We start from the raw sequence: 13,913 nt of genomic DNA, 5'->3' as shown, positions 1-13,913 counted from the left end.
GTGATAATATAAGGCGTTTTTATATTTGGTAGTGATTGGAGGATATAATATATTGAAAACTGTAAGTAAAAATTATGATACCTTTGCTGAAGCTTTAATTATATTTGTAATTTTATTATCGTCAACAACTGGATGGTATTTAATTGATTTTTTAGGTATGTCATATTTTTGGCTTATATTTATTGGATCAACATTTTTAATTGTGTATTTATTTTATAGAAAAATTAATATATTAGATTATTTTAAAAACTTTTTTAAAAATAAATTAAATATTATTATTATTTTATATCTAGTTTGGATATCCATAACCTATCTTGTGAATTTTATTGGGAAATCTAGTATTTTATATATAGGTAAGGCCTGGGTATTAGTTTCCGTATATTTGATAATTTCTCAAGCTTATTTTAATAATTTAAGCAAGGATAGAAAGTATAAATCTATTTTTAAATGTGCAAAGTCTATTTTTTATCTTGGCATAGTTTTGAGCATTGTTGGTTTATATCAGTTTGTTTATAATTCGAACAAGGTTTTTGGTATAATTGTATCAGATTGGCCTTCGTATAATCCTGCGTCTATGTATGGAAATGTAAATGGTTTTGGAACATATTTATTTTTCTCAATTGTTTCAGGGGTATACTTGTTTGTAAATAATATTGAAAGCAAGGTCAAATACTCCATTGGAGCTATAGTTGTTGCTCAAATTTATATTATGTATTTAACCGTAGCTAGAACAAGTATAGTTATAACAATAATTTATTTAATAGTTAATTTTACTGGCCTTTGCGTCTTTAGAAGAAACACATTAAAAAAATTATTTAATTTTAAAATGATTTTGATTTTGATTTTTGCTAATATAGCTATGGTTTGTATTTTAAATATGTCCGATATAAAGCAATATTTCTCTAGTAAACCTATTAGGACTACTGAAAGAAAAGCTAGTGATATGCTGGCGGAGAAAAATAGTAAAGGGGTTAACAGTAGACAATTAATATGGAAGGCAGTTCTAAGTAATTATGAAGAATACGTTATTACAGGTGATGGGCTAAAATATAATATACTTAAAAGAATTAATCCTGAAGAGGTCATAAGCAAGAGAAGTAAGGGAGTAGATAGGATAAGTTATCACAATACATTATTTAGATATTTTGCTTCAAATGGTATATTGGGGCTAATTTTATTCCTAGCATTATATTCTTATGTGCCGCTTAAGATTTTTAAAGGAATGAGAATAAGAAAAGAATATTCTTTTGAATTTTTAAACCTTCTTACTTTCCTTTTGTGTATATTTTTATATATGCAAATGGAAGAAGTATATCTGGGAGAGGTTGGTCTAGTTCCTATAATAACATGTTTAATGATAAGTTTCTCGAATTCATTTATTGAATTAGAGGATTAATAAGGAGATAATTATGAATGTATTATTTATAGGAATTAGAGAAGATGAACAGGATATTACTTCAGGTCCTAAGAAGGTAGCTAACACTTTATTCAATACATTAAGAAAGCAAGACAAAAATGTGTATTTTTATGGACTACCATGGGAAGATGGAAATAAAGGTAAATCGTCTGATTATGAAATAGCTAATGAATATGAAGTAGAAGGTTCGATGAGGCATATAGCGAAATTTATTAGAGAAAAAAATATAAATGTTGTATATCTTGCAAGATACTATTCTATTTTGGCTCTGTTTTTATGTAGTCTTAAGCTTATATATAGGTTTAAACTTGTTTACACTGTCCATGGTATAATAAAGAAAGAAAAAGAGATTAATAAGTCTTTTAAGACCTATAGTATTTTATTTGAGAAAATGATATTGAGGTACTCTGACAAAATAGTAGTTATAACTGAAGATTCAAAGAAAGAGCTTATTAAAAGTTATCCTAGTTTATGTGAGAAGAAAATTACTGTAATTAATAATGGTGTTTCTATTTTACCATTAAGTGAAAAAATAGATATTAAAGCTGTATATAATTTAAGAAAACAAGATAAGATTATTTTTACTATTGGAACAAGAAAAATTAAGAATATTGAGACTGTAATTGACAATTTTATAAATAGTAATCTCTATAATAGTTGTGTCTTACTTATCGCAGGCGAAAATGACACTGAATATGCAAGATACTTGATAAGTAAATATATTGGCTATAATAAAGTAGTTTTCACTGGGAATATGAATCCTAACATTCTCAATAATGCTTATTCTCAATGTGATATCTTTGTACAAGTGAGCAAATTTGAGACATTTGGCATGTCTATTGTAGAAGCATTACTGCATAAAAAAAATGTGGTTATTTCATCGAAGCTTCCAATAAGTCAGTGCTTTTCTGATGAAGAAGTTTGTTTCTACAATGAAGAAAAGGATGAATTAAGCAATAAAATGTTATATTGTCTAGATAAACTACCATATGAGAATGAAAAAGGCTTCCAAAGAGCTAAGGATCTATTCGATTGGAAAAATATATCGCAACAATATTTTGAAGCTTTTGAGTCTACATACTACGCAAAATAACCGCTATATCTATAGTGGTTATTTAATTTTAGTAAAAATCTTTAAAGTTCATCATATTAATTTGGAGGAAAACATGAGCAAATCAAAATTAGCTAGGGCTGCAGGAATTGTAATGATTATTACAATTATCAGTAAGGTAATAGGTTTTTTAAGAGATACTTTGGTTGCAAATTCATTTGGAGCTACCTATCAAACAGATGCCTACAATATGGCTATAACGATTCCAGAAATACTATTTGCAGTTTTTAGTTTAGCTATTACCACTACGTTTATTCCTATATTGAGTGAGAGTTTTAAGAACCATGGGAAGAAAGAAATGTTCAAGTTCGCTAATAATATTATTAACATATTAGTGATTATATCAATAATATTAACCATTGTAGGATGGGAACTTTCGCCACAGCTAGTTAGAATTATAGCGCCTAAATTTAGAGGACAAACCTTTGAACTTACAGTAACTCTGATGAAAATTAGTGTTATAAATATTTTATTTATGACTTTAAATGGAGCATATACAGCTATACTGCAAACTTTAGATGACTTTACTTCTCCTGCTCTTGTAGGAATAATGCTTAATATGCCAATTATTATTTATATTCTTTTAGGAGCAAAAGCAGGTGTAATAGGCCTAACTATTGCCACTGTATTTGGAAACGTGTTGAAGGTTTTGGTGCAGTTACCATGGCTAGTTAAAAACGGATATACCTACGAACTATTTATAGATTTAAAGGACAGTAGGATTAGGAAGATGCTGCTTCTAATACTACCAGTGGTTATAGGGGCAGGAGCAAATCAGATAAATGCAATTATCGATAAAACTATAGGATCAGGACTTCCAGCAGGCAGTATTTCTGCTTTAAATTATGCTTCTCGGATAACTGATGTAATATATATTAGCTTTGCTACAGCTATTGTAACGGTTATTTATCCTGCACTATCAAGAGAGAGTAGCAGCACCAGCTACGATAATTTTAAAATCTACATAAATAAGGCTGTAAATAACATCAATTTAATTATGATACCATGTACAGTTGGGTTAATAATTTTGAGCAATCCCTTAATAAATTTTTTGTTTAAGCATGGAGCATTTGATGATAGGGCCGCATCAATGACTTCTATAGCATTAGTATGTTTTTCAGTGGGGATTCCATTTTATGGGATAAGAGATGTGTTTAATAGAGCGCTATATGCTTTAAAGGATACAAAATCTTCAACTTTTAATGGAATTTTAGGCATAACAATAAATATAATCTTAAATTTAATCTTGGTAAGATTTATAGGTATAGGTGGACTTGCATTATCCACATCAATAGCTGCCATAACAACTACTTTTTTATTATTAAATAGCTTAGTGAGAAAGATTGGAAAGTTGAATATGGGACCTATAATAATTAATCTAATTAAGATTATTATCTCATCGTCGGTAATGGGATTAATTGTTAAAATTTCCTATAGTGCATTGAATAGTGCTATAGGTGGTTTTTCTGGTAATCTCATTGGAATAACTATATCAGTTTTTTTAGGAGTGACTACCTATTTTATACAATTAAAAATATACAAAGTTCCTGAATTTGAAGATATTTTGCAAATGATTAAAAATAAGCTATAATTTAAGGAGACCAATGAAATTAGCCTAGGTAGGAGGTACATAATGAAACCAAATTTATCAGAAGTATTCCCTGACAAGAGATATGAGGAAATAGATAAAAGTATTTTAAGACAATCACAGCTTGTAATGTTAAGAATTCTTAAAATTGTTGATTATATATGTAGAAAGCATGAACTGTCATATTGGCTAGATTCAGGAACTTTACTTGGAGCAGTAAGGCATAAAGGCTTTATACCATGGGATGACGATATTGATATAGTGATGCTGAGGAAGGATTATCTTAAGTTCATGGAAATTGCTAAGAAGGAACTGCCTGATGATTTATTTTTGCAAACAAATGAAACAGATATTGAATATGATATGCCTTGGATGAAAATCAGAGATAATAATAGCAGAATTTATGAGTATAAGCCAGGCAAATATCATAATGGAATGTTTATTGATATTTTTCCAGCAGATTATTACGATGATAATTATGAGGCAGCTGAGAAGTATAAGCGAAGGTATAAGCTTTATCATAGAGTATTAACTTTGATAAAAGAACCTATTGAACCTATAAAGAATTCTAAGTTGCTTGTTAAAAATATTACTAAGATATTGCTAAGAGGTGTACTTTTTCCATACACAATTATGGAGAGGGAAGCTGTTACTAAAAAATTAAATGATATAAAAAATGAATGTATTAAGAAATTAACTAAAGAGGATGGAAAATTTATAGCGTATGGAATAGATTATATGTTCTGGGACACTCTTGTTGTAGAAAAAAAATCAGTGTTTCCTTTAAAGGAGCTTGACTTTGAAGACAGTAAGTTCTTAGTACCTAATGATTATGAAGCTTATCTCACAAAAATTTTTGGAGATTATATGAAGCTGCCTCCTGAGGAAAAAAGAGTCCCACATAATCTTGGATTAGAGCCAATAATAAAGTAGTTTTATATTCTTATATTTAAAATTGACTAAATATGCGGATAAGTGTAGAATATCTATGAAGAAACTTATTAAAATGTAATCAATTCTTGAGGTGTATTATATGAAACCAGACAAACAACTTGCTACAGGTATGTTTAAAATAGGAGTATATTTTATTGATATTTTACTTGTGGTAACATCAATATATTTGGCTTTTGCTTTGAAATTCAACTTTAACCCACCTGATTTTAATTATCAACCATTTGTTGAAATTTCTCCGCTTATAGTAATTGTATATCTGATTTTTATGTACGTATTTGGTCTCAGTGATATATTAAAACAATCTATTGGAGAGACAACTTTTTCAATATTTTTAACGGTACTGGCATTGCTTTTTGCAACTACTTTTATTACCTTTTTTGCCAGGGGATTTGCTTATCCAAGAACCGTACTATTATATAGTACAATTCTTCAATTTGTCTTTCTCGTGCTATGGAGAGCATTAGTTTGGAAGATAAGAAGAATAAATCATGGGATAAAGGATTCGCTAGTAATAGGTGAGGAAGCTGCTGAAAATGTAACAAAGAAGATTTTGATTAAGCAGAGGGACCTATACTCAATAAAATATATTTGCAGTGGGAAATCTGAAAATCTTGACAAGTACTTAAATGAGGTAGAGGTAGTATTTATTTGTAATGATGTAGACTTAGAAATTAAGAGCAAAATTGTAGACAATTGTCTCGCAGATAGGAAAAGTGTATATATTATTCCTGATATCTATGAAATATCCCTGCTCAATTCAAAGTTAAGTAGAGCAGATGATATACCTATGCTGAAAGTTAAAAAACTAGGCTTAACCTTTGAACAAGAACTTATAAAAAGATTACTAGATATAGTTGTTTCTGCAATTGGAATAGTATTGGCATCACCTATAATGCTTTTATCTGCATTGATAATAAAGCTTACTGATGGAGGCAACATATTTTATAAACAAGAGAGAGTAACAGTTAATGAAAGAAGATTTTATGTTCTTAAGTTTAGAACAATGGTAATGAATGCAGAGAAACTTACAGGACCAGTACTTGCCGAAAAAGATGATCCTAGAATAACTAAGTTTGGAAGATTCATGAGATCAACAAGGATAGATGAGTTGCCACAGATGTTTAATGTTTTACTTGGAGATATGAGTATAGTGGGCCCTAGGCCTGAACGTCCTTTCTTTGTTGAACAGTTTAAGAAGGAGATATCTGATTATAAATACAGGACTTTAGTAAAAGCAGGAGTTACTGGACTAGCGCAGGTATTGGGTAAATATACAACAACTGCAGAAGATAAAGTAAGATATGATATTATGTATATTAAAAACTATTCTATTTTACTTGATTTAAAACTAATTCTTCAAACAATAAAGATTATGTTTATGAAAGAAAGTTCATCAGGAGTGCCTGACGAAATTTTGTTAAGTGAATTGGTTAGTGACTTAGAGTTAGATATTAAGGTTGATAGATAAAGAAGCTTTTTATAAGCTTCTTTATTTTAAATATGTGTCTATTTTGGAGGAAGATTAATGAGGATTAATGTACTGCATATTGTTGCTAATGGTAAGCTTAGCGGAGCCGAAAAGGTGGTATCTGATATTTGCACTAATATAGATACGGAAATGTTTCATCCACTAGTCGTTTGCACTCAGGGGGAACTTGTTGAACATTTTAAATCAAGACATGTAGACTGTTTTAATGCAGATGTTAATAAAATGGAGATAAGTAAACTTAGAAGCATACTTGTAGCGAATAAAGTGCACATTATCCATGCTCATGATGTAAAAGCTTCTATAGCTGGCTACTTGGCAAGTATAAATTTAAAAATACCGGTTATTTCTCATATACATAGCAGTTATCCTTGGATGAAAACTAAAAGTCCGCTAAAATATATTGATAGATTTTTTAGAAACAAGTATACGCTATCTATAGCGTGCTCCCAAAAGGCAGCAGAGTATTATTTTGAATACAATAAAAGTCTTGATAAAAGTAAAATGATAGTTAAAGGAAATATGTTTAATTTTAGGGAGCTAGCTCAGGTAAAGCTTCAGGATGAGAAAGAGATGAAGCGAAAATTTTTCATCGATTCTGATACATATGTATTTGGCTATCTTGGAAGACTGCTCGAGTCTAAAGGCGTTGATCTTCTTATTGAAAGCTTTTATAATTTCAGTTTAAAGAATGATAAAGCTGTGTTGCTTATTGTAGGCGACGGTGAGTATATGGATAAATTGAAAGATTTAGTGAGTAATTACAAGCTAGAGGATAAGGTTATTTTTGCAGGGTATCAAAAGGACGTATATAGTTATTTAAATGTATTTGATTCATTTATTTTGCCTTCACGATATGAAGGGTTACCTATATCTGTGCTTGAAGCCATGGCAATGGAAAGAGTAGTTATCTCAACTCCAACAGCTGGCGTACCTGAGGTTATTGACAATAATTACAGCGGTATACTTCTGAAAGAGAGAAGCATGGAATGCTTACTAGAGGCTATGGAATATGTGTACTTTAATAGAGATAAGGCTGAAGAAATGGGCAAAAATGCAAAGGCTTTTTTGTTTGAGCATAGGAATATTAAGAACTATATAGTAGACCTTCAGAAGCTGTATGCAAAAATTTCAAGTAAGTAAAATCGTTATATGTAAATTTAAGATAATTAACTGCTAATAAAGTATAAGCCTGTAGTTTAAGAATATTAATTCTTAAACTACAGGCTTTTTACGAGCGAATCATTATTGAATTGAAATTTCTGAACTGCTTGCTAGAAAAACAAAAAACCAAAATACTATAGCAACCTGAGGAACAAAAAGAATATTATCAAAGAAATTCAATATAAGAAAGGAAGCAGAAGAAACAAGAAATCCATAGTAAAAGAATTTAATAGTGCCTGTATGTTTCTTATAAGCATAGAGTATACTTTTAAAAGCAAAGAATACTATTGCAAAAAAGGACAAAGTTCCACCTGCTCCAAGCTCACTTTGAATTTTTAAATAACTATTATGACTTGGAAATTGAGAAACATTCTCCTGAAAGTATTCAGGATATTTTTCTACATAGCTATCGTAAAGCACCGAAAAGTTACCATTGCCCACTCCTCTAAGTGGGTGTTCCTTTATCATTTTTAAAGCAACGCTCCAAATTTTAATACGACCTTCGTTTTGGGTTATATCTGCAAACTGCCTAATACGTGCATTTATATTTGGTATAAGAAGCATTATAATACCGCCTGAAATCATAAGATAAATTAACTTCCAGTTGTAGGTGAAGACAAGTATTAAAAGACCTACAGCAAATGAGAGCCAAGAATTACGGGAAAATGTTAATAGTAAATTAGCTGAACAAAGCGCGATTACTATAAGATAAAGCAGTTTAACTATTTTATTCTTAGTTGATAAAAACAAAAGAATAAATGGGAAAGAAGCAACAACTAAATAGGCGCCAAATGCATTTGGGTTCCCAAAGGTTGACTCTACTCTTCCTGTAAATCCGGAGCCTGTTAGGTTAACTAAAGACACCGACATACCTTTATTAGTTATAAACTGATATAAGCCAATAATATTAACTATAATTGTTGAACAGGTAAAGGTGTATATAAAACTACTTAAATATGCAGTGTTATTAAATTCTGAGATTAAGATAAATCCTATTGTTATGTATAAGAAAAATCGTATGGTTTCAGTTAAAGCTAAACTTTTATCTGTTGAGTATAGTACTGAAGCTAACATAAAAATAGATAAGGTAATCATTGAAAGTATTAAAGGATTGTGTAAAAAAGTATATAGCTTACTAATAAAAGCTCTAAAGCCGTAATGCTTTGAAAAAAAGAGCAGTATAAGGTAGTAAACTAAGATAATCAAAAATATTAAATCGGATACACTTGCTTTATTCAATACCTTAACTTGACTTGGTATTACAGTAGCTGCAAAAAAATATATACAGCATAAAAAAAGAAGTATTTTCTTATATAAAGAGTTTGGAGACATATTTGACCCTCCCACAATTTTAAATCATCTCATATATTTCTCTAGTTGACCTAATCATATTATCAATTGAGTAATTTTTAAGACAGAATTCATAGGCTTCAGCTGCCTTATGTACTGATTCCTCTTGATTATTAATAACGTGAAGCATTGCCTGCATAAGTTCTTCACTGTTAAAAGGTTTTACAATATACCCAAGCTTACCATCTTCTAGTATCTCTCTTATAGCTCCAACCTCAGTTGAAATGACAGGAACCTTATTTTTTATAGCTTCTAAAATTACAAAAGGGAAACCCTCTTTGACTGACGACATAACAAAGCAATCAAAGGACTTCATTATCTCCTGAGCATCCTTTCTAAAGCCTAAAAATTTGATGTTAGGATTATTTTTAGCTAAGAGCTTCATTTCTTCCTCTAGTTCACCACTGCCTACTAATACTAGTTCTGCGTTAAAATTATCACTCTCAATAAAATTATTAAAAGCTTGTATTAAATATCTATGCCCCTTATTTTCGTAGAAGTTTGCAACAAAGCCAAAAGTGAACTTATTGCTATTTATACGACTTGAATTATTGCTTTCATTACTATCAAATTCTATACCATTTGGTATGTACACTATGTCTTCCTTACATTTCATGCCTAATTTTTTTGCAATAGCAACATCGTTGGGATCAACGCAAATTACAGTATTGCTCTTTTTTGCTTCATGTTTTTCTAAAAATATGTACAAGTCTTTTTTGTATTTATTCATGGGCTCATTAAATACAAAACCGTGCGCGGTATAAATAATATTTTTAACCTTTGCTCGATGAGCAGCTTCTCTGGCAATAATACCAGCCTTGGAGCTGTGGCAGTGAACAATTTCGTACTTATTATCTGTAAACTCCTTAAGTAAGAATCTATAAGCTTTTAAATCTTCAACTAGATTAATTTCTCTGACCATATTTTTAACGGAAACATGCTTTATACCTAGGAGTTTCAATTCGTCAATAAGGCCGCCATTAGGAGCAGAGTATACGGTAATATCATAGTTAACCTTTAAGTATTTACAAAGAAGGAGAATACTTTTCTGAGCTCCCCCCATCTCTGCTTGTGTTATAACATAAGCAATTTTTTTCATGTAAAATAACCTCACTATAGTTCTAATAATTAGATTTCCTAACCCCTATTATATACATAAATGTCTTTAAGAACAATTAATATTTAGAAAGTCGTAATGATGTCATATAGATAAAGAGCTATACCTATAGTTGAAACAATCATACAATTAACCTATAATATATAGGAATACTAAGTTCATGCACATTGCAGATAGGATGATTTAAATGGATTACAAATTAGATTTAAATTCAGTAAAAGAATGTTCTTTAAGAGAAGCTCAAATGATAATGTTAGATATTTTAAAAGAAGTTCATAAAATTTGCGAAAAGAATAATATTAAGTATTTTCTGAGTGACGGAACTCTTTTGGGAGCGGTTAGGCATAAAGGCTTTATACCTTGGGATGATGATCTAGATATCTCTATGCCTAGAGAGGATTATAATAAATTTATGTCTGTTGCTGAAAATGAATTGTCTAATGAGTTTTTCATGCAGACTGTCCATACCGATCCAAGCTATAAATTATATCATGTACCCTTAAAAATTAGGCATAATAGAAGTCTTTTTATAGAAGAAGGAGAGAAAAATGAAAAATACCATCAAGGTATTTACATTGATATATTTCCTATTGATAAAGTTCCCGATTCAACAAGTAAATTTATTATTCAGTCAAAGCTATCAAAATTTCTCTTAGTTATGAAGTCAAGAATATCTACTAGTGATTTTCCATCTATTCATGCTTTTGCAAGAACTTTCTTGCAGGTTATTGGAAAAGGAATAAGCTATAAGCTTGTAAACAAGATTATCTTTGCTACATATAAATGGAATAATGAAGCTGGCGGAGATTCTTATTGCCAGGGAATTGATTTATTATGGAATAGTGTTTTCAGAACTGAACATCTTTTTCCTCTTAAAAAGATAAAGTTTGAAGATGACGAATTTTGGGCTCCAAATAAGCCTCAGGAGATTTTAAAAACTATGTATGGAGATTATATGAAGCTTCCGCCTGAAAATGAAAGATTGTATCATGCAAGATTTATTGGCATTCAAGATTAGTGTGCTATTATGTATAAAAACTAAGGATGGTAATTTTCATGAAATATTGCTTACTTTATTTAAAAACTAAAAATATTAATTTAATTAAGGATATGGGGATGATTCCTTATAAGCTTCACAAAAATTTCAACTATGATTCAACAGTAGCTACATATAATCATGATGAATTTATTTATTTGAAGGATGAAGTAAAAGGCTTAAAGATAGATTTTGTTGAAAAAAAACATGATAACTTTTCATTAGATGGTGCAAAGTATCTTATTAAAAAAGCTAAACAGATTGATATTTTACAAGTATTTCATGTGACTTTATACTCGGTAGTTTATGCTTTTATTTATAAATTCTTTAACCCCAAGGGAAAACTGTATATTAAGTTAGATTGTTCTTATAAGCTTATAGATAGAATTAAGAGCCTAAATTTTATAATGCGCATAATGCTTAACAGATATTTTCATAAGGCAGATTTAATAAGCGTAGAGCAGCAAAGCTTATTTAGAGAATTAAAACAATTGTTTCCAAACCATAGAGATAAACTGATAAATATACCTAACGGCGTTGATTATGATTATCTGGATAAGATGAATATTCATTATGATTTTAATGTTAAAGAGAATATAATACTAAATGTTGCGAGAATAGGAGCCCCGGAAAAAAATACTGAAATGTTACTTGAGGCTTTTTCTAAAATAGAGAATATAGAAAATAACGGCTGGAAGTTAGTGCTTGTAGGCCCAATAGAAGATAGATTCCAAGAATATATAAATAAATACTTTGAAGAAAATCCACTTTTAAAGGAAAAGATTATTATAAAAGGTGCTATTACCGATAGAAAACAAATATATGAGGAATACAATAGATCAAAGATATTTTGTCTAAGCTCAGAGTTTGAAAGTTTTGGCATAGCACTGATAGAAGCTGCTGCGTTGGGAGATATAATTGTTTCTACTGATGTGGGAATTGCAAGAGAACTTGTGACCTCAGGAAATGGAGCAGTGGTTCCAGTTAATGATACTGAAGCACTTTCAATGGCCCTCTCTAAATTTATGAATGACCCTAAAGCACAAGTACATTCAGAGAAAACCTATGAGATTTGCAGAGATAAATTTGATTGGAATGATATTGTTTCAAAATTAAATATACATATAGAAAATTTATTTATATAGAGTTTATGATAAAAGCCGTATTGAATACCAATACGACTTTTTTATTTAGGTTTAATCTTTGATAGAATCTTATTTATAAAAAACATTAGTACTTTATCTTTAGTAATAAGTAGTATAAGGAAATATACAGCAGCATTTATGATAAAACCAAAGATAAAAATTGATATGGTGCCTGTAATGTATTGTCTAATAAGCAGTGTAATAGGTATGAATAGAAGCGAGGCAACAATGTATTTAATCCTATTTAAGGATAGCAAGTTATAGTCTAATTTTATAGATTTCTTTATATAAATATATTCGATTAATATAAGTAAGGAATTAGATACACAGGTTGTTATGATAGCAGATGATGAAGTCAGCAAATTAAGCTTAAGTAGTATTATCTTTGATATCAAATTTAAAACACCGCAAACAAGAATAAAATAGACTAATAGCTTTTCTTTTTTCTTTATATAAACAATTTGTTTAGTTAATATAGCCTCTATTCCAAAAGAAATCATATAAATGCTGAATACTTTTAACACAGGTATGGTAGCAGCAAAGTTTTTCCCACCATACAACAATATTACTTCGTTTGATAGAACAAATAAGCCTAGTGATGCTGGAAACAAAAAAGCAAAAAATATATCGGTTACCTTATTTAGCAGATTTATATACGAAGCCTCGTCATTATTGCCCAGGTAATTAGAAAGCCTAGGGACTGTAACGAAAATAATATTCAGCATAACTGTTGCTATCATATACATAATTGATTGAGCCATACCGTAATATGCTACAGAAGGCTTGCTTACATATTCCCCTAAAATTATTCTATCAAGCTGTGTGTATAGAATATTTGCATTAGCTAGAATTACTACCATGAATAAAGGTTTTATATGCTTTCTTATTTTTATTTTTGATAGCTTAATATTAATAGATTTCTTAATGTAAAAAAAGCTGATTATATTATTTAAAAAAGTATACAGTATAAGCAAAAAAGAGTACTTGTACAGATCTCCAGAAGTCTTTATGAAGGTCAACAGCAAGGTTATGTGAATAATTCTAACAACTATGGTTTTATAGGTGATAAAGTTATAATTTTCTAATGCCTCGTTAGCCCATTCTACATAAAAAATATTAGATATTAGGTTGAAGGAGTATATAAGTAGAATAGGAAAGATATTAGAACTGCTATATCGAGTTGTTATAAATACAATATAGATTATCAGTACTGAAATATTTGTTATCATGCCAAAGAAAAATAAGCTGCTAAATAAATTACTTAGTTTTTCTTTATTATCTCTTATCCTGCTGACCTCTCGAAGTCCATAATCATACATTCCAAAGGCGCCAAAAATTAAAAAATATCCAAATAAAGAGTCAGAAAAATTTGACATACCCATACCATCAGGTCCTAAAATTCTATAAGTATAGGGACCTATTATCACTGGAATTATTAGATTAAACAAGCTTAATAAAAATTTGTAAATTGTATTTTTAAATAAAGATTTATTCATATCAAGTACCTTTCTTTTACATGCTCAAGCAGATATGTATGTAATAATT

The 13,913-nt window shown here is 29.7% G+C and carries 11 protein-coding genes; 8 read left to right on the top strand and 3 right to left on the bottom strand.

The features are described from left to right. Window positions 1–52 precede the first annotated feature (52 nt). From NBE98_RS19620 to NBE98_RS19595, 6 genes are all read left to right on the top strand, one after another. The gene (locus tag NBE98_RS19620) at window positions 53–1,396 is read left to right on the top strand and encodes an O-antigen ligase family protein (RefSeq protein WP_250816703.1); all 1,344 of its coding nucleotides are present in this window, start codon (window positions 53–55) and stop codon (window positions 1,394–1,396) included. Window positions 1,397–1,409: 13 nt separating this feature from the next. After that, window positions 1,410–2,510 (top strand): glycosyltransferase, encoded by a 1,101-nt coding sequence (locus tag NBE98_RS19615; RefSeq protein ID WP_250816702.1) that lies wholly within the window; start codon window positions 1,410–1,412, stop codon window positions 2,508–2,510. Between the two features lie 73 nt (window positions 2,511–2,583). Next, entirely contained in the window at window positions 2,584–4,119 is a 1,536-nt protein-coding gene (murJ, locus tag NBE98_RS19610; RefSeq protein WP_250816701.1) for a murein biosynthesis integral membrane protein MurJ, read from the top strand. 42 nt (window positions 4,120–4,161) lie between these two features. After that, window positions 4,162–5,049 (top strand): LicD family protein, encoded by an 888-nt coding sequence (locus tag NBE98_RS19605; protein WP_250816700.1) that lies wholly within the window; start codon window positions 4,162–4,164, stop codon window positions 5,047–5,049. A 100-nt stretch (window positions 5,050–5,149) separates the two neighbouring features. Then, window positions 5,150–6,538 carry a sugar transferase gene (locus NBE98_RS19600; protein ID WP_250816699.1) on the top strand — a complete coding sequence of 463 codons (1,389 nt, stop codon included), beginning with the start codon at window positions 5,150–5,152 and terminating at the stop codon, window positions 6,536–6,538. 57 nt (window positions 6,539–6,595) lie between these two features. Next, on the top strand, window positions 6,596–7,699 hold the full coding sequence (locus NBE98_RS19595; protein ID WP_250816698.1) for a glycosyltransferase: 1,104 nt from the start codon (window positions 6,596–6,598) through the stop codon (window positions 7,697–7,699). A 102-nt stretch (window positions 7,700–7,801) separates the two neighbouring features. Here NBE98_RS19595 and NBE98_RS19590 read toward each other — a convergent pair whose 3' ends face one another. Together NBE98_RS19590 and NBE98_RS19585 are read right to left on the bottom strand one after the other, a co-directional pair. Further along, on the bottom strand, window positions 7,802–9,052 hold the full coding sequence (locus NBE98_RS19590; RefSeq protein WP_250816697.1) for an O-antigen ligase family protein: 1,251 nt from the start codon (window positions 9,050–9,052) through the stop codon (window positions 7,802–7,804). Window positions 9,053–9,071: 19 nt separating this feature from the next. Next, complete coding sequence (locus NBE98_RS19585) at window positions 9,072–10,169, bottom strand: glycosyltransferase family 4 protein (RefSeq protein WP_250816696.1); 1,098 nt, start codon at window positions 10,167–10,169, stop codon at window positions 9,072–9,074. Between the two features lie 205 nt (window positions 10,170–10,374). Here NBE98_RS19585 and NBE98_RS19580 point away from each other — a divergent pair, with 205 nt between their 5' ends. After that, the gene (locus NBE98_RS19580) at window positions 10,375–11,205 is read left to right on the top strand and encodes a LicD family protein (RefSeq protein ID WP_250816695.1); all 831 of its coding nucleotides are present in this window, start codon (window positions 10,375–10,377) and stop codon (window positions 11,203–11,205) included. A gap of 38 nt (window positions 11,206–11,243) precedes the next feature. Beyond that, window positions 11,244–12,368: a glycosyltransferase family 4 protein gene (locus NBE98_RS19575; protein ID WP_250816694.1), complete on the top strand. Its 1,125-nt coding sequence runs from the start codon at window positions 11,244–11,246 to the stop codon at window positions 12,366–12,368. Between the two features lie 41 nt (window positions 12,369–12,409). On the opposite strand, the gene NBE98_RS19570 is transcribed toward NBE98_RS19575, so the two are convergent. Then, the gene (locus tag NBE98_RS19570) at window positions 12,410–13,864 is read right to left on the bottom strand and encodes an oligosaccharide flippase family protein (protein WP_250816693.1); all 1,455 of its coding nucleotides are present in this window, start codon (window positions 13,862–13,864) and stop codon (window positions 12,410–12,412) included. Window positions 13,865–13,913 lie beyond the last annotated feature (49 nt).

Source organism: Clostridium swellfunianum (genome assembly GCF_023656515.1).
In the GTDB taxonomy this organism is placed as follows: domain Bacteria; phylum Bacillota; class Clostridia; order Clostridiales; family Clostridiaceae; genus Clostridium_AT; species Clostridium_AT swellfunianum.
This window is presented reverse-complemented; position numbering and strand designations above follow the sequence as displayed.

Coding starts and splice junctions, on each gene's coding strand:
- NBE98_RS19605 (WP_250816700.1), top strand. CDS start 4,162: ATGAAACCAAATTTATCAGAAGTATTCCCTGACAAGAGATATGAGGAA.
- NBE98_RS19590 (WP_250816697.1), bottom strand. CDS start 9,052: ATGTCTCCAAACTCTTTATATAAGAAAATACTTCTTTTTTTATGCTGT.
- NBE98_RS19615 (WP_250816702.1), top strand. CDS start 1,410: ATGAATGTATTATTTATAGGAATTAGAGAAGATGAACAGGATATTACT.
- murJ (WP_250816701.1), top strand. CDS start 2,584: ATGAGCAAATCAAAATTAGCTAGGGCTGCAGGAATTGTAATGATTATT.
- NBE98_RS19595 (WP_250816698.1), top strand. CDS start 6,596: ATGAGGATTAATGTACTGCATATTGTTGCTAATGGTAAGCTTAGCGGA.
- NBE98_RS19600 (WP_250816699.1), top strand. CDS start 5,150: ATGAAACCAGACAAACAACTTGCTACAGGTATGTTTAAAATAGGAGTA.
- NBE98_RS19570 (WP_250816693.1), bottom strand. CDS start 13,864: ATGAATAAATCTTTATTTAAAAATACAATTTACAAATTTTTATTAAGC.
- NBE98_RS19585 (WP_250816696.1), bottom strand. CDS start 10,169: ATGAAAAAAATTGCTTATGTTATAACACAAGCAGAGATGGGGGGAGCT.
- NBE98_RS19580 (WP_250816695.1), top strand. CDS start 10,375: ATGGATTACAAATTAGATTTAAATTCAGTAAAAGAATGTTCTTTAAGA.
- NBE98_RS19575 (WP_250816694.1), top strand. CDS start 11,244: ATGAAATATTGCTTACTTTATTTAAAAACTAAAAATATTAATTTAATT.